The sequence below is a fragment of the Citrobacter cronae genome (assembly GCF_016893685.1).
GTDB classification, from domain to species: Bacteria; Pseudomonadota; Gammaproteobacteria; order Enterobacterales; family Enterobacteriaceae; genus Citrobacter; species Citrobacter werkmanii.
On the sequence record NZ_CP069763.1, the window covers coordinates 3,484,228 to 3,501,931 of the forward strand.

General features: G+C 49.1%; 14 protein-coding genes. 11 read left to right on the plus strand and 3 right to left on the minus strand.

The features are described from left to right. The first annotated feature begins 96 nt into the window (after nt 1–96). From ydiJ to JSN25_RS14960, 3 genes are all read left to right on the plus strand, one after another. Nucleotides 97–3,153, plus strand: a complete 3,057-nt coding sequence (gene ydiJ, locus JSN25_RS14950) for a D-2-hydroxyglutarate dehydrogenase YdiJ (RefSeq protein ID WP_204525071.1) — start codon at nt 97–99, stop codon at nt 3,151–3,153. After that, complete coding sequence (menI, locus tag JSN25_RS14955; RefSeq protein ID WP_042308766.1) at nt 3,150–3,560, plus strand: 1,4-dihydroxy-2-naphthoyl-CoA hydrolase; 411 nt, start codon at nt 3,150–3,152, stop codon at nt 3,558–3,560. Before ydiJ ends, menI begins: the two co-directional genes overlap by 4 nt. 77 nt (nt 3,561–3,637) lie before the next feature. Beyond that, entirely contained in the window at nt 3,638–3,826 is a 189-nt protein-coding gene (locus JSN25_RS14960) for a YdiH family protein (RefSeq protein WP_029139522.1), read from the plus strand. 67 nt (nt 3,827–3,893) lie between these two features. Here the strand turns inward: JSN25_RS14960 and JSN25_RS14965 are convergent, their stop codons facing one another. After that, nucleotides 3,894–4,745, minus strand: a complete 852-nt coding sequence (locus JSN25_RS14965; RefSeq protein ID WP_137350507.1) for a Vmh family MBL fold metallo-hydrolase — start codon at nt 4,743–4,745, stop codon at nt 3,894–3,896. Between the two features lie 122 nt (nt 4,746–4,867). On the opposite strand from JSN25_RS14965, the gene JSN25_RS14970 reads away from it, so the two are divergent. Then, a complete protein-coding gene (locus JSN25_RS14970) occupies nt 4,868–5,755 on the plus strand; it encodes a LysR family transcriptional regulator (protein WP_159121261.1) in 888 nt (295 codons plus the stop codon). A gap of 238 nt (nt 5,756–5,993) precedes the next feature. Here the strand turns inward: JSN25_RS14970 and JSN25_RS14975 are convergent, their stop codons facing one another. Further along, nucleotides 5,994–6,590 (minus strand): hypothetical protein, encoded by a 597-nt coding sequence (locus JSN25_RS14975; protein WP_137347212.1) that lies wholly within the window; start codon nt 6,588–6,590, stop codon nt 5,994–5,996. 5 nt (nt 6,591–6,595) lie between these two features. After that, a complete protein-coding gene (locus tag JSN25_RS14980) occupies nt 6,596–7,216 on the minus strand; it encodes a helix-turn-helix domain-containing protein (protein ID WP_032939795.1) in 621 nt (206 codons plus the stop codon). Nucleotides 7,217–8,172: 956 nt separating this feature from the next. On the opposite strand from JSN25_RS14980, the gene JSN25_RS14985 reads away from it, so the two are divergent. From JSN25_RS14985 to sufE, 7 genes are all read left to right on the plus strand, one after another. Continuing rightward, nucleotides 8,173–11,685: an autotransporter outer membrane beta-barrel domain-containing protein gene (locus JSN25_RS14985; protein WP_204525072.1), complete on the plus strand. Its 3,513-nt coding sequence runs from the start codon at nt 8,173–8,175 to the stop codon at nt 11,683–11,685. 401 nt (nt 11,686–12,086) lie between these two features. Then, on the plus strand, nt 12,087–12,455 hold the full coding sequence (gene sufA / locus JSN25_RS14990) for a Fe-S cluster assembly scaffold SufA (protein ID WP_038640259.1): 369 nt from the start codon (nt 12,087–12,089) through the stop codon (nt 12,453–12,455). 8 nt (nt 12,456–12,463) lie between these two features. Continuing rightward, complete coding sequence (gene sufB, locus JSN25_RS14995) at nt 12,464–13,951, plus strand: Fe-S cluster assembly protein SufB (RefSeq protein WP_038640262.1); 1,488 nt, start codon at nt 12,464–12,466, stop codon at nt 13,949–13,951. A 16-nt stretch (nt 13,952–13,967) separates the two neighbouring features. Continuing rightward, the gene (gene sufC / locus JSN25_RS15000; RefSeq protein ID WP_038640264.1) at nt 13,968–14,714 is read left to right on the plus strand and encodes a Fe-S cluster assembly ATPase SufC; all 747 of its coding nucleotides are present in this window, start codon (nt 13,968–13,970) and stop codon (nt 14,712–14,714) included. Beyond that, on the plus strand, nt 14,689–15,960 hold the full coding sequence (gene sufD, locus JSN25_RS15005; protein WP_137350503.1) for a Fe-S cluster assembly protein SufD: 1,272 nt from the start codon (nt 14,689–14,691) through the stop codon (nt 15,958–15,960). The genes sufC and sufD overlap by 26 nt, the downstream gene beginning before the upstream one ends. Beyond that, a complete protein-coding gene (gene sufS / locus JSN25_RS15010) occupies nt 15,957–17,177 on the plus strand; it encodes a cysteine desulfurase SufS (RefSeq protein ID WP_087856315.1) in 1,221 nt (406 codons plus the stop codon). Before sufD ends, sufS begins: the two co-directional genes overlap by 4 nt. Nucleotides 17,178–17,189: 12 nt before the next feature. Next, nucleotides 17,190–17,606 (plus strand): cysteine desulfuration protein SufE, encoded by a 417-nt coding sequence (gene sufE, locus JSN25_RS15015; RefSeq protein WP_204525073.1) that lies wholly within the window; start codon nt 17,190–17,192, stop codon nt 17,604–17,606. Nucleotides 17,607–17,704: the final 98 nt, after the last annotated feature.

Below are 17,704 nucleotides of genomic sequence, written 5' to 3' on the forward strand. Positions count from 1 at the left end.
TCTGCTGAGCGTATTAGAAAAAAATGTGATACAACAAACAAAGCAACACGCAAACGATTAAATTCACAACACAGACCGCAGGAAAGGGTCACTATAATGATTCCACAAATTTCTCAGGCGCCAGGTGTCGTTCAACTGGTGCTCAATTTTTTGCAGGCGCTGGAGCAGCAAGGATTCACGGGCGATACGGCAACGAGCTACGCCGATCGGCTGACAATGTCGACGGATAACAGTATCTATCAGCTGCTTCCTGATGCTGTGGTTTTCCCGCGTTCAACGGCAGATGTGGCGCTGATCGCCCGTCTGGCGGCTGAACCTCTTTTTTCGTCGTTGATTTTTACCCCGCGCGGCGGCGGTACCGGGACGAACGGTCAGGCGCTGAATCAGGGCATTATTGTTGATATGTCCCGTTATATGAGTCGCATTATTGAAATCAACCCGCAGGAAGGTTGGGTGCGGGTCGAAGCCGGGGTAATCAAAGATCAGCTCAACCAGTTTCTGAAGCCTTACGGCTATTTCTTTGCCCCGGAATTATCCACCAGTAACCGGGCAACGTTGGGCGGGATGATCAATACCGACGCATCCGGACAAGGTTCGTTGGTTTACGGTAAAACCTCCGATCACGTGCTGGGTATCCGCGCGGTGCTGATGGGCGGCGATATTCTTGATACCCAGCCAATGCCGATCGAACTCGCCCAAACGCTGGGCAACAGCAATACCACTATTGGCCGCATCTATAAGACGGTGTATGAGCGGTGTCGTGATAATCGGCAGCTTATTCTTGATAAATTCCCCAAACTCAATCGCTTCCTTACCGGTTACGATCTCCGACACGTCTTCAACGACGAGATGACCGAATTTGATTTAACCCGCATTCTTACCGGCTCAGAAGGTACGCTGGCGTTTATTACCGAAGCGCGCCTGGATATCACGCCGTTGCCCAAAGTCAGGCAGTTGGTCAACGTCAAGTATGACTCGTTTGATTCAGCATTGCGTAACGCCCCGGTTATGGTGGAAGCGCGCGCACTGTCGGTAGAAACCGTTGACTCCAAAGTGCTTAATCTGGCGCGGGAAGATATCGTCTGGCATTCGGTAAGTGAGTTGATTACCGACGTACCGGATAAAGAAATGCTGGGCCTGAATATCGTCGAATTTGCGGGTGACGATGAAGCTTTGATTGATGCTCAGGTCAGGGCGCTGTGCGAACGCCTGGACGGCTTAATTTCCCGTCAGGAAGCCGGTGTCATTGGTTGGCAACTGTGTACTGAACTCGCGGGCGTGGAGCGCATTTACGCCATGCGTAAAAAAGCCGTCGGTTTGCTGGGAAATGCGAAAGGTTCCGCGAAGCCTATTCCGTTCGCTGAAGATACCTGCGTTCCACCGGAGCATCTGGCTGACTACATTGCCGAGTTCCGTGCGCTGCTCGACAGCCACGGTCTGAGTTATGGCATGTTTGGTCACGTGGATGCCGGCGTGCTGCACGTCAGACCGGCGCTGGATATGTGTGACCCGCAGCAAGAAGTGCTGATGAAACGCATTTCTGACGATGTGGTCGCGCTGACGGCAAAATATGGTGGTCTGCTGTGGGGCGAACACGGGAAAGGTTTTCGTGCAGAATACAGTCCGGCGTTTTTCGGTGACGAACTGTATCGCGAATTGCGCAAAGTGAAGTCGGTATTTGATCCGCAAAACCGGCTGAACCCGGGGAAAATCTGTCCACCGGAAGACGTTGACGCGCCAATGATGAAAGTGGATGCCGTCAAGCGCGGGACTTATGACCGACAGATCCCACTGGCGGTGCGGCAAGAGTGGCGCGGAGCAATGGAGTGTAACGGCAACGGGTTATGCTTTAACTTTGATGCGAAAAGCCCCATGTGCCCGTCGATGAAAATCAGCCTCAACCGAATCCACTCGCCGAAAGGCCGTGCCACGCTGGTACGTGAATGGCTGCGTCTGTTGGCGGATCGCGGAATTGACCCGATACAGCTGGAAAAAGAGCTGCCGGAAAAACGCGCCAGTTTACGCACGCTGATTGCCCGCACCCGCAACAGCTGGCATGCGCGTAAGGGCGAATACGATTTCTCGCATGAAGTCAAAGAGGCGATGTCCGGTTGTCTGGCGTGTAAAGCCTGTTCCACGCAATGTCCGATTAAAATTGATGTACCGGAGTTCCGCTCGCGCTTCCTGCAACTGTACCACACGCGTTATCTGCGACCGTTGCGCGATCATATGGTGGCGACCGTTGAGAGTTATGCGCCGCTCATGGCGCGTGCGCCCAAAACGTTTAATTTCTTCATCAATCAGCCGCTGGTGCGTAATCTGGCTAAAAAGCACATCGGTATGGTGGATTTACCGTTGTTGTCTGCGCCGTCGCTGCAACGTCAGTTGGTTGGTCATCGTTCTGCGAACATGACACTGGAGCAGCTCGAATTACTCAGCCCGGAACAAAAAGCCCGTATGGTGCTGGTGGTACAGGATCCGTTCACCAGCTATTACGATGCGCAGGTGGTGGCTGATTTTATCCGTCTGGTAGAAAAACTGGGCTTACAGCCGGTACTGCTGCCGTTCTCGCCAAACGGCAAAGCGCAGCACATTAAAGGCTTTTTAAACCGTTTTGCCAAAACAGCGAAAAAGACATCTGAGTTTCTCAACCGGGTGGCGAAGCTGAATATTCCAATGGTGGGCGTTGATCCGGCGCTGGTGCTCTGTTATCGCGATGAATACAAGCTGGCGCTTGGAGAACAGCGGGGGGATTTCCATGTATTGCTGGTCAACGAATGGTTATCTACCGTTGTGGCGTCACAGCAGCCAGCTGCTATTGCCGGTGAGCCGTGGTATTTCTTTGGTCATTGTACCGAAGTGACGGCCCTGCCAGGCGCGCCTGCGCAGTGGGCAGCTATATTTGCCCGTTTTGGCGCCAGGCTGGAGAACGTCAGCGTGGGGTGCTGCGGCATGGCTGGCACTTATGGGCACGAAGTGAAAAATCACCAGAACTCACTGGGGATCTATGAGCTATCATGGCACCAGGCAATGCAACGACTGCCGCGAAATCGTTGTCTGGCTACCGGATATTCCTGTCGTAGCCAGGTTAAACGCGTTGAAGGCACGGGCGTTCGCCATCCATTACAGGCACTGCTGGAGATTATAGGATGATCTGGAAACGTGAAGTCACTCTTGAGGCGCTCAATGCCATGGGTGAAGGAAATATGGTGGGGTTGCTCGACATTCGCTTTGAACATATTGGCGACGATACCCTGGAGGCCACAATGCCGGTGGACCATCGCACCAAACAACCTTTTGGTTTACTACATGGCGGTGCATCGGTGGTGTTGGCGGAAAGCATTGGTTCGGTGGCCGGTTACCTGTGCACTCAGGGGGAGCAAAAAGTGGTGGGCCTTGAGGTTAATGCCAACCATGTTCGCTCTGCGCGGGAAGGGCGTGTCAGAGGCGTGTGTAGCGCCATTCATACCGGCTCTCGCCATCAGGTATGGCAAATCGAAATCTTCGATGAGCAAGGGCGATTGTGTTGCACATCGCGTCTGACGACCGCTATTTTGTGATGCATATTGCTTTTGGTCATTATCTGCGCAGTGAATGGTGTTATACTGTGCAGGTTTTGAACACAAGCGAGGATGATATGTCTACCCAATTAGACCCGGCCCAACTGGCAATAGAGTTTTTACGTCGTGATAAAACCGATCTTTCACCGGCTCAGTACCTGAAAAGACTGAAACAGCTTGAGCTGGAGTTTGCGGATTTATTGACGCTCTCTTCAACTGAACTGAAAGAAGAGATCTATTTTGCCTGGCGCATGGGCGTTCATTGATTCCGGTATGCTTATTGTAATGTAACCCCGACATGCGTTCGGGGTTATTTTTGGCGTTAAATCTTGTTTACCACTTCATCTCACCGGTATTGACCTTCGCGCTTAGCTCCAGAGAGCTGGCGTCCGCCAGACCTGGCCATGCCGCCGTCATGGTTTTAATCACGTAAGCTGAACCTTTATTCGCGCTTAACGCCTGCTCAAATGACTGCAAATAGTCCCGGGTGAAGCGAATCGCTTTATCGCCTGTCGGGCGTTCGCCAATGTAATGCCCCGGAACCACCTGAGCGGGCTGTAAGTTCTGCATCTCGCTTAACACATTGCGCCACGCGGAACGCTGTTCAGCAGACTGCGTATCCGCCGTCCAGACATGAATACCCGAAGCCACGCCAGTACCGCCAATGATTGCGCGGTTCGCCGGGATCCAGACATACGCCGCATAATCGTTGGGATGGCGAAGTTCCAGCGTTTCGCCATCAACCGTGAAACGCGTTTGTGTGGTGGCTTGCGGCACGGTGAGTGATGTTGGCGCGCCGTCCTTCATTTGCGGGCCCCAGAACTGCAGTTTGGCCTCTTTCGTGGCGCGGATATGCTCAACCACATGCGGTGTTGCCAGCACTTTTACCTGTGGGAAGGCGTTGACGAGGGGCTGCAGACCGAAATAGAAATCCGGATCGCCGGAGGTGATTACGATGGCTTTCAGCGTTTTACCGCTGGCGTGAATCATCTGTACCAGTTGTTCGCCATCTTTGGTGCTGAACTGCGCATCAAACAAAATCGCTTCTTTCGGTCCTGAAACCAGCGTCGAGGAGACCGGGAAAATAGCCTTATCCTGCGGGTTGTAGACGTCCAGCTGGAGCGGGGCGGCAAAGAGTGAAGAGGAGAACAGGGGTAACAGCAGAGCCAGAGTTTTAACATTCATACCAGGTAACCTTGTGCAGGAAATTGTCTTTTGATAGTTCGCGTATTTTAAGGATATTTGCATCTGTTAGAATTCCTGTATCAGGGTATGCTGAGTTTCTTAAAACGATCGGATGGGATGCAATGGACAGAGTAATGGCGGCAACGGTATTCAACCATATCTGTGATTTGGGCAGCTTAAGCGCCGCCGCGCGAGCGCTGGGGCTTTCCAGACCGATGGTTAGTCGTTACCTCGACGAAATGGAAAAATGGGCGGGGGCAAGGCTTATCCATCGGTCGTCGCGTCGCCTGACGATCACGCCAGCCGGAGAAGAAGCGTTAGTGAAAACGCGTTCTCTGGCGCAACTTTCGCTGGATATTGCTGCCGCCAGTGCCGCGCAAATACCTTCCGGTACGCTACGTGTCGCTTGCGCGCACTATACCGCGATGCATATTCTTGCCCCGGTGCTGCCCACTTTTCTGGCGCGGTATCCGCAACTGCGCATTGAGGTTGAGATTAATAATCAACCGGTAAGTCTGGTCGGGGAACGCATCGATGTGGCGATCCGCATTACGGATACCCCCGAGCCTGGGACCATCGCCCGTCGATTGGGGGACTGTGAATCCGTGCTGTGTGCGTCTGTCGATTATCTGCATCAACATGGCACTCCTGAAACGCTCGACGATCTTACGCAGCATAACTGCCTCTATTACAGCGGCTTTGCCGGAAAATCCTGGCACTTTCTCGATGTACAAGGGCAGACGGTTTCTGTTGCGATCAAAGGGAATTTGAGCGCCGGGATCTCTTCGCTGCTCTGTGAGTCGGCGCTGGCGGGTATGGGCATTGCGCTGGTACCGGAGCCGGAAGCGCGAGAAGGGTTGGCGCAGGGAAAGTTAGTTCGGTTACTGCCAGAGCTACAGCCTAAACGCCTGCCAATATACGGGTTGTATCTTTCTCGTGAGCATCAGCCTGCGGGGTTACGCTTGTTGTTAGACGAAATTAGTGAAACAACGCGCGAATTATGTCATTGACTGCGCTCAAAAAACAATCAAACCGCAATTTGTGTTAAACAAAACTTATCCGGAAGTGAGATTATTCTTATGCCCCTTCAAGAGCTAAGCCATTACGAGTGCCGGAGATAAGCGCCGGATGGGGCCGGAACCCTTAAGCCTGCCAGCAAGCAGACTTAAGGGTTTTTTTGTTATTTGCACTGTTCCGCATAATAATGCATTGCTGCTGAGACTGTAAGCGCTTAATTTCTATGTGCCTTTAAAGATGATAATTGGACTGTCTGCCACAATGAAAATAGTTTGTTCTTGACTCTAAAATAAAAGTGTAAGCGAGATGGATGTTATTCCTTTCTAAGTTAAATTCACATTTAATTTTACTGAGTCTGGCATAAACTATCTTTGCATTCAAACCACTTAGTTCAGATATTTCAGAAAATGAATAACCCTGACACAAATGCTCAAGAATAAAAAAATCCTTATTTGTCAGAGGCTTTGAAGCGTAATGATGCTCCAGTTCTGGAATGCTGGCTACAGACCACTTAGTATACGCCTTTGCTTTTTTTAGAATATCCACCCAGTTTAATATTGATTCTGTCGGTGTAATGCATAGTATGCTGAATTTACGCAGAAAATCTGCTGTCTGTTTATTGCATATAGCTATTATTTTCTGCGGTTCATCTAATGTAATCCGCATGTAATTTTTTATTTTATTTAATAGTAAGATTGGATGTGGGTTTTCGATGAGATCGAAAATATGAATGACCTCATCGGGTTGTGAAGTTTCAAATATTTCATCAATGAGGCCCAAAACCCCCTGCCGGGTATAGGCACAGTAAGTATGTATATGAAATCCCATAGTGTTTATCCTTTTTCTTTAGGAATCCATTCAATAAGTATTCCATTTTTAATATCTAGTTGGCCATTATCTCTGTAATGGTTTACGACACGCATTATTGTACTTTTTGAATACTTTGTTCTTTCCTGAAGAAATTTATAAACAGAGATTGATTTTCTAAACTCTGGTGGGAGCATACTAAGAACGGTAATCAGCTCTCCGATTGCCACTTTAACTGATGCGCCATTGAGGTTGGCATCTCTGCGCCATATGGCTTGAGATTTATACTTTTCAACTATCCACAATTCTTTGAATAAATTGAACTTTTCCACTAAATTCAATGCAGTTTCTTTTTTAATCCGATATGCTACTGAATGAGCCCGTATCTCACCATAAAAGTACGCTTCACTTTCAGGATGGTCGGTCCCGCTCATAATATAGGGCGCAAGCGCAGTACAGAATACCAGGTCGTCCATTGTTCTCCTGATATCCATCGCTCCTTCAGTCAGAAAGACGAAGTCAGTATTATTCGGCTTAACGCCTAAAGTACGCTCAATTCCAATTTCGCTTTTTATTATGATACGCGCGGCACCGGATGATAACCATTTGGAGATAATTAACTTCATTTCATCATTTGGCTTCATCATACGCAGGATTCTCATCATAAAAGTGGAATTTTAGTATCAATGTTCAATGAGCACTCACGATGTAAGTATATTCACATGGGGAATACTTTCCTTGCAATATGGGAAAATAATTAATTCCACATTGAAATGGTAACTTAATGAAATTAAATGAAATTATTATGTAATATAAGGTCGTTTTGTGGTTCAAGCATTTGTACTGGCTCGTTTTTTTAATATTTTAATCTTGGTTTTGCGTTTATGTCTGGTTTAATGTTCTGTACTCTCTCTATTTTGTGAATTATATATCCACAAGGTTCTTATGTGTTCTATTCCTGAGTGTGTCATTTGAATCTTCTCTTTACATAAGTTTACATAACGAGAGGGGCGAGAGGCAATTCGTTAAGCGAGAAATAATTTATTCCGTTATTAAATCGGGAGTTACGTTGCAATGCGCCGTAATGCCTGCAGAATTTCAAACGTATTACTTATTGACGACGATCCTGTTCGCGACTGCATAGTTATAAACAGGAATGTGCGGTTAGCGGTGGGCTGGGGAATTTCATATATATCAAATGGTTAATATATGCCTGGTCTGCCGGTCAAAGAAATGTTAGTTACGGTGTCTGTTATGTATGTCAGGACAAGATAAAAACGAAAACAGGACGACAAGGATAAGGATGTAAAGGAAAGTAATAGATATAAAACAACAGGATATTAAATCTGAACCTATTTGCTGCATTAAAAAGTTTAGGATTTTTCATGCTGGTTGGAAATTGATAGCTTTAATAACCAGGGTATACTCGTGGCGTAAAACTGTGTAACTTGATGTTTCTAAATCATGGGGCTATACATAACTTAGTTATGCCATGAGCTATTACTATTCTCCAGGATCGTTCAAGTAATTACACCTCTTAAGAAAATGAACTTCACTGCAAAACGTAGTGGGGTTTTAGAGATATGGGAATTAAGGAGCGTCGATGTCTTGCTTAAACACCAGGTTATCAAAAGTATCAATAATGATTGGTCTTCTATTCTCAACATCAACTGAGATCGCTAAGGCGCAAACGATAGCCGATAACACATCAACTAATGTGCCTGCAGGCTATTCATCGTCAAGCAGTACTTCTGATACTCCAGAGTTATTTGCTTTGAATGCAGGAACAATTACTTCGCCTGGGGCATTAAATATTGTCACGACCGGAGGTAACTCTGAGGGCGTTCTTGCTCAATCTGGCGGGACGGTTAATCTCAACGGCGTTTCAACTATTACGACTTCTGGCGGCGATTCATCCGGAATTAAAGTGGATGGTACAGGTTCTTCGGTAACAAGCCAGGGGGACCTTAACATCACAGCAAATGGAAGTTCGTATGGAATATATGCCTTAAACGGCGGCAAAGTTGATGTTTCCGCCGGGACGTTAAACGTAACGGCTAACAACGATGCATCTGCCAATGGCCCATATAGCGCAATAGAAGCTAGCGGAAACGGAACCAGTGTAATTGTTAATGCCGGAGGCTTGATTCAGACATCCTCTCTTTTACCTTCTGGTGGAGGAGTCAATTCGTCTGCAGTGAATGCATCAAATGGGGCCAGTATCGAGCTTAATGGCACCTCATCCTCTAAATTAAATATTAAAACCGTTGGCGATACTGCGCATGGTATCTCAATGGATGCTAACGGAGTGGGGACTTCCGTCCATGGAAGCAACTTAGCTATCTCCACATCGGGTGCAAATGCAAATGGGGTATTTGTTGGGGATGATTTTTTACTTAGTGACTCGACCGTAACGACCTCCGGGACAGATGCCGATGGTATTAAGTTCCTCGGCAGCAATAGTGCAGGTGTGATACAAAATTCATCCATTACGACCAGTGGGGCGACTGCAAACGGTATTTCAGTTATCGCTGGCGGTGATTCACAGCTCAATGGAGTTTCAATCAACACGACAGGCGACGAATCTTTTGGCATCTATGCCACGAGTTCAGGCAACGTTAGCTCACAGGGGCTGTTAAGTGTTAATTCCACCGGAAGTGGTTCTTCAGCGATAGTTGCTCAAGATAATAGTAACGTTGACGTTCGCGATCGGTTCAATATTGTGAGTACTGGCGATGATGCTTCTGCTATATCTGCTACAGACAGCAGTACAATCACATTGTCAGGTACTGGCACCATCGAAAAGAATTCATCATCATCCATCTTCACAACATCTGCGATTTATGCTGCATCAGCAAGCAGTGTCTCAATCCAGGGTACAGATGCCATAAATATCAACACGACAGGTGCGAACATTCATGGCGCCTATGTAGATGGCAGCGGTGATTTGAATAATCCGACAAGCATCTCGCTCACCAATACTAACATTTCAACTGCTGGAGTGGGGGCGCTTGGTGCATACGCGATAAAAGAAGGGGCTACCCTGAACGTTGTTGATAGCAATATAAACACAAAAAATTCATCCGCTGCAGGCGTTATGACGAGGGATGGCGCCATCGCCAATATTAGTAACTCAAATATACTTACCGAGAATCATATTTCAGCGGCGGTACGGGCGGTATCTGGTGGCAAGATTAACGTCACGGATAGTGCGTTAGAGACGAAAGGTAACTATTCGCCAGGTGTTTCTCTTGAGGGTGGGGATGTCGTTCTTACTAATACAACAGTAAATACGACTAATAGCATCCAAAGCCCGGCAATTTTGCAGAATCGCGGCGTGTCGACGCTTTCAATGACTGGCGGTGAATTATCATCTCTTGCCGGTGAGTCTATCTACGCTATAGAAGGCAATGGGACCATCCAGTTAAATGAGGTTAATTCCACCGTTAATAACGGCGTGTTTATTCAAAACACGGGGGCAGCGGCGTTAGAAGTCAATGCCGATGCTAACTCAGTTGTGTCGGGGGATGCAATTAATACCTCATCATCGACGGCTTCGCTTTCGCTTAACAATGGCTCTGTCTGGACAGGTAAAGCTGTTGATATGACAAATCTAAACATTGCCAATGGAAGCCAGTGGAATGTGACGGGCGATTCAAATTCTGCGGCTATTACCTTAAATAGTGCTTTGATTAACTTTCAAAGCAGTGGCGTTAATGATGTTAAGACCATCACGACGAATTCATTCTCCGGAAATAATGGAACGATAACTTTTAATACGGTTCTTAATGAAGGCGACGCTAATACAGTTTCTGACAGAATTGTAGTTAATGGTGATGCTGCCGGTAGCCATACGATTAATATCAATCAGATTGGTGGAGCGGGGGCGCTCACGGTAAACGATGGTATTAAACTTGCTTCTATCAGTGGTCAGGATACGAGCTCGGTAACGCTATCAAAACCTGTTGTCGCAGGCGCTTATGAATATCTGGCGTATAACGGCGGCCAATCAGGAAATGGATGGTATTTGCGCTCGACTTTAGAGCCTACCCCAGAACCGACCGAGGAGCCGACGCCGAATCCAACCCCTGAGCCGACGCCAAATCCGACGCCAAACCCAACTCCGGAGCCGACGCCAAATCCGACTCCGGCCCCAACATCGGAACCATCATATAACCCATCAGTACCTGGTTACGTTATCGCCCCGTACTTAAACCGTATGTATGGCTATCAGACCGTTGGTACTTTGCATGAAAGGGTCGGTGAACAGGAAAATATTAAGAAAGAAAGTAATATGCCTCAGGGGGCCTGGGGACGTATTGGCGGCGGTGAAACAAAATCTAATGCAGATCGTTTTAACTATGACGCCGACACCTGGTTTGCTCAGCTTGGCGGCGATCTTTATAACAACTTTGAAGAAGATGGCACCAGAGTACATAGTGGCGTATTTGCTACTTTCGGACAAGTTAGCACGTCTGCTAAAGATTCTGTTCGTGGAATGTATCAAGGCAGATCGACAACGACAGGTAAGATCAATTCCAAAGGTTACGGTGTAGGGGCTTATTACACCTCATATTTTTCAAATGACGTATATGTAGATACTGTGGCTCAGTATACTCACTATCGTAATGAATATAATAGTATTTACGGTAATGATGCCACTCAGGATGGTGATGGCATAACTCTATCCGTAGAGGCAGGTAAGCCATTCAAATATGCTAATGGGTTATATCTGGAACCTCAAGTTCAACTTATGTATCAATACCTTCACTTAGATGCGACAAACGATGGCGTTGCCTACGTTAAATCAACGTCTGATAACTCGGGCCTTGCTCGTATCGGAGGACGTCTGGGTTATGATAGCGTTAAAACATCTAAAGCACATCCATATTTAACTGCAAATGTCCTGACTAATATTGGTCGTTCGCCAGATGTAACGGTGAGCTCGGTGAAATTTAATCAAGATTATTCAGATCAATGGTATGAAGTGGGCGGTGGTTTTACCGGTGATATTACCAAAAATGCTTCACTATATGCAGATATGAAATATCAGCATGATTTTGAAGGTAATATGCATGGTTTTGCTGGCAACCTGGGAATTCGGGTTAACTGGTAATAGTTAAAGGGCGGTAAGTTTATGCTTACCGCTTTTTTATTAACGTAAGTAATATGCCTGTAAATCAATACGTTTTGTAATATGCAAATATTAAGTCCCTGATTATACAATAATTGCAGATTTTATTCAGATTTTAAAACCAATCCCTTAAATAGGTATTACCTATACATCTTTTGGCGTTTGACCTGCCTGAACGATTGGATTTTCATAATCCATTATTAATCAATGCATTGAACAAAATAATCCATCTCTGATAACCCGCGCTGCAGGGTCTATGCTTATTAAAAGTAGCCAAAAAATGGCGATTAACCCGAATGCCCCTGCTGTTGAGGGGTTGAAGTGATAATCATTATCACTAACATGGTGTTATAGCTTGAAAGCTAATGACTCGAGGTAACCCTATGGAATTGCATTCAGGAACATTTAACCCGGACGATTTCGCATGGCGTGGTTTGACGTTAACGCCGGCAGCTGCGGCGCACATCCGCGAACTGGTGGCAAAACAACCCGGTATGTTGGGCGTGCGTTTAGGTGTGAAACAAACCGGATGCGCGGGATTCGGCTACGTGCTGGACACCGTCCGTGAGCCGGAAAAAGACGATCTGCTGTATGAATCTGATGGCGCCAGACTTTATGTGCCGTTACAGGCGATGCCGTTTATCGACGGGACGGAAGTCGATTTCGTTCGCGAAGGATTAAATCAGTTATTTAAATTTCATAACCCGAAAGCCCAGAACGAATGCGGCTGTGGCGAAAGTTTTGGGGTATAGGCGGTACTATGTCTCGTAATACTGAAGCAACTGATGATGTCAACACCTGGGCTGGCGGGCACCTCAATTATAAAGAGGGCTTCTTCACCCAACTGCAAACCGATGAGCTGGCAAAAGGGATCAATGAAGACGTTGTGCGCGCGATTTCGGCAAAACGTAATGAACCCGACTGGATGCTGGAGTTTCGCCTGAATGCCTTTAACGCATGGCTCACCATGGAAGAGCCGCACTGGCTCAAAGCGCACTACGACAAGCTGAATTATCAGGATTACAGCTATTACTCTGCGCCGTCCTGCGGCAATTGTGATGAAACCTGTGCTTCTGAACCGGGGGCTGTTCAGCAAACAGGGGCGAATGCCTTTTTAAGCAAAGAGGTAGAAGACGCCTTTGCACAGCTAGGGGTGCCGGTTCGTGAAGGAAAAGAGGTGGCGGTTGATGCTATTTTCGACTCGGTGTCGGTGGCGACAACCTATCGCGACAAGCTGGCAGAGCAGGGCATTATTTTCTGTTCGTTCGGTGAGGCGATTCATGACCATCCCGAGCTGGTGAAACAGTATCTGGGAACCGTCGTTCCGGGTAATGATAATTTCTTCGCCGCGCTGAATGCCGCAGTGGCATCTGATGGCACCTTTATTTATGTGCCGAAAGGCGTGCGTTGTCCCATGGAACTCTCGACCTACTTCCGGATTAATGCCGAAAAGACCGGGCAGTTTGAACGCACTATTCTGATTGCGGATGAGGGCAGCTACGTCAGTTATATCGAAGGTTGTTCAGCTCCGGTACGCGACAGCTACCAGCTACATGCGGCGGTGGTGGAAGTTATCATCCATAAAGATGCTGAAGTGAAATACTCGACGGTGCAAAACTGGTTCCCCGGTGATGGTAATACCGGCGGCATTTTGAACTTCGTCACCAAGCGCGCGCTGTGCGAAGGCGAAAACAGCAAAATGTCGTGGACGCAGTCGGAAACCGGCTCGGCCATTACCTGGAAATACCCAAGCTGCATTCTGCGTGGCGATAACTCTATCGGCGAATTCTACTCCGTCGCGCTGACCAGCGGTCACCAGCAGGCCGATACCGGCACCAAGATGATCCACATTGGCAAGAACACCAAATCGACCATCATCTCGAAAGGGATCTCCGCCGGTCAGAGTCAGAACAGCTATCGCGGCCTGGTAAAAATCATGCCGACCGCCACCAACGCGCGTAACTATACCCAATGCGACTCCATGTTGATCGGGGCGGACTGCGGGGCGCATACCTTCCCGTATGTCGAGTGTCGAAACAACAGCGCCCAGCTTGAGCACGAAGCCACGACGTCACGCATCGGTGAAGACCAGCTGTTTTACTGTCTGCAACGCGGCATCAGCGAAGAGGATGCCATTTCGATGATCGTCAACGGTTTCTGTAAAGACGTGTTCTCTGAACTGCCGCTGGAATTTGCGGTGGAAGCGCAAAAACTTCTCGCCATAAGTCTTGAACACAGCGTCGGTTAAAATTTAAGGAAAGCACATGTTAAGCATTAAAGATTTACAGGTCAGTGTCGAAGATAAGGCGATTCTGCGTGGGCTCAGCCTTGAGATTCGTCCCGGAGAAGTCCATGCCATTATGGGGCCGAACGGTTCCGGGAAAAGTACGCTGTCCGCCACGCTCGCCGGACGTGAAGACTACGAAGTCACTGGCGGGACGGTTGAATTTAACGGTAAGGATTTACTGGAACTGTCGCCGGAAGACCGGGCCGGTGAAGGGATCTTTATGGCATTTCAGTATCCGGTAGAAATTCCCGGCGTCAGTAATCAGTTTTTCCTGCAAACGGCGCTGAATGCGGTGCGCAGTTATCGTGGGGAGGAGTCGCTGGACAGGTTCGACTTCCAGGATCTGATGGAAGAAAAAATCGCGCTGCTGAAGATGCCGGAAGACTTACTGACGCGTTCGGTAAACGTCGGTTTCTCTGGCGGTGAGAAAAAGCGGAATGACATTCTGCAAATGGCGGTGCTGGAGCCTCAGTTGTGCATTCTCGATGAGTCAGACTCCGGGCTGGATATCGATGCGCTGAAAATCGTCGCCGATGGCGTGAACTCGCTGCGCGACGGGAAACGCTCATTCATTATCGTCACTCACTATCAGCGCATCCTGGACTATATCAAACCCGATTATGTTCACGTTCTCTACCAGGGGCGAATTGTGAAGTCCGGCGATTTCACGCTGGTCAAACAACTGGAGGAGCAAGGATATGGCTGGCTTAGCGAACAGCAGTAACGTGCTGCAACAGTGGCACCATCTGTTTGAGACCCAAGGGGAGACCCGTTCGCACTATGCGCAACAGCATCTGCAACAGCTACTGCGTCTGGGGCTGCCAACGCGTAAGCATGAGGACTGGAAATACACGCCGCTGGAGGGATTAACCAACAGCCGGTTCGTCAGCAATATCTCCGCGCTAACGCCAGCCCAGTTTGAGGCGCTGGCACCAGCGATTGATGCGGTACGATTGGTGTTTGTCGACGGGAAATTTTGTCCAACACTCAGCGACAGCGTGGAAGGTAGCGGATTTGATATTACCGTTAATGATGAGCGTCAGATGCTGCCTGCGGCTATCCAGCCGGAAGTATTTCTGCATCTGACCGAAAGCCTGTCCCGCAGCGTAACGCACATTTTGGTCAAGCGTAACCACCGGCCAGCGAAACCGTTGCTGCTGCTGCACATTACCCAGGGAGCGACGGGCGATGCGGTGAATACGGCGCACTATCGTCACCATCTGGATCTGGCGGAAGGCGCAGAAGCCACCGTTATTGAGCATTATGTCAGTCTCAGCGAGCTTCGCCATTTTACCGGGGCGCGCTTAACGATGAACGTCGCGGCCAATGCACATTTGCACCACATTAAACTGGCGTTTGAGAATTCGCTCAGCCACCACTTTGCCCATAATGATATTCAGTTGAGTGCAGATGCCTCGGCAGTCAGCCAAAGTTTCTTGCTGGGTGATGCCGTGTTACGCCATAACACCAGTACCCAGCTCAACGGCGAAAATACCACGCTGCGCCTTAACAGCCTGGCGATGCCGGTGAAAAACGAAGTTTGTGACACCCGGACCTGGCTTGCGCACAACAAGGGCTATTGCAACAGCCGCCAGTTGCATAAAACGATTGTCAGCGATAAGGGGCGGGCGGTGTTCAATGGCCTGATCAACGTCGCTCAACACGCCATTAAAACCGACGGTCAGATGACCAATAACAATTTACTGCTCGGAAAACTGGCGGAAGTGGACACCAAGCCTCAGCTCGAAATTTATGCCGACGACGTGAAATGCAGTCACGGGGCGACGGTAGGGCGGATTGACGACGAGCAGATGTTCTATCTGCGTTCGCGCGGGATCGGTCAGCAGGATGCTCAACAGATGATTCTCTATGCGTTTGCCGCTGAGCTAACGGAAGCCCTGCGCGATGAAACGCTTAAACAACTGGTACTGGCGCGGATCGCTCACCGCCTGCCGGGAGGCGTAGCATGACATTCCCCATTGAAAAAGTGCGGGCTGATTTTCCGGTCCTGACGCGTGAAGTGAACGGTTTACCGCTGGCGTATCTGGACAGCGCCGCCAGCGCGCAAAAGCCTAATCAGGTGATCGATGCCGAAGCCGAGTTTTACCGTCACGGCTATGCGGCGGTTCACCGTGGTATCCATACGCTGAGCGCGCAGGCCACAGAAAAAATGGAGAATGTGCGCAAGCTTGCCTCGCTGTTTATTAACGCTCGTTCCGCTGAAGAGCTGGTGTTCGTTCGCGGTACCACGGAAGGCATTAACCTGGTGGCGAACAGTTGGGGCAACAGCAATGTCAGGACTGGCGATAACATCATCATCAGCGAAATGGAGCACCATGCCAACATTGTTCCCTGGCAAATGCTCTGCGCCCGCGTGGGCGCAGAACTGCGGGTCATTCCGCTCAATGCCGACGGCACATTGCAACTGGAAGCGTTGCCAGCGCTGTTCGATGAGCGTACGCAACTGCTGGCAATTACCCATGTTTCAAACGTACTGGGCACCGAAAACCCGCTAAGTGAGATGATTGCGCTGGCGCATCAATACGGCGCAAAAGTGCTGGTGGATGGCGCACAGGCGGTTATGCATCATCAAGTGGATGTGCAGGCGTTAGATTGCGATTTTTATGTTTTCTCCGGACACAAGCTCTACGGGCCAACCGGTATTGGCGTGCTGTATGCCAGAGAGGCGCTGCTGCAGGAAATGCCGCCATGGGAAGGCGGCGGTTCGATGATTGCGACCGTGAGCCTGAGCCAGGGGACGACGTGGGCCAAAGCGCCGTGGCGTTTTGAAGCCGGTACGCCTAACACAGGAGGAATCATCGGGCTTGGCGCGGCTATTGAGTATGTTTCAGCGCTGGGGCTGACTGAAATTAGCGAATATGAACAGTTCATGATGCGCTATGCGTTGGAACAGTTGGCGGACGTGCCGGATTTGACGCTTTACGGACCGGATAACCGCCTTGGGGTGATTGCCTTTAACCTCGGCAAACATCACGCCTATGACGTCGGGAGTTTTCTCGATAACTATGGGATCGCCGTGCGGACGGGGCATCACTGCGCAATGCCGCTGATGGCCTACTATCACGTTCCCGCCATGTGTCGGGCGTCGATTGCCATGTACAACACCCATGAAGAAGTGGATCGCCTGGTGACAGGTCTCAAGCGTATTCATCACTTACTGGGATAACAGGGAGGCGTTATGGCTGCGCTACCGGATAAAGAAAAATTGTTGCGTAATTTTCTGCGTTGCGCTAATTGGGAAGAGAAATACCTGTACATCATTGAACTGGGTCAGCGTTTGCCGGAATTAAACGCCGACGATCGCTGCCCCGAAAATAGCATTCAGGGATGTCAAAGTCAGGTATGGATTGTTATGCGTCAGAATGCTGAAGGGATTATTGAATTTCAGGGCGACAGCGATGCGGCAATTGTGAAAGGGCTTATCGCCGTGGTCTTCATTCTGTACGACCGCATGACGGCCCAGGATATTGTGAATTTTGATGTGCGTCCGTGGTTTGAAAAAATGGCGCTCGCACAGCATCTCACACCGTCTCGTTCACAGGGGCTGGAGGCAATGATTCGGGCTATCCGCGGCAAAGCCGCAACTCTTAGCTAAACTGATAAAACACGTCAACTTTCAGACCGACTTGAAATCGATCGTGTAAGGCAACGCAGTGACTCGTAAGCCGGATCTGGCGCTCGCCGTCGTCCGGC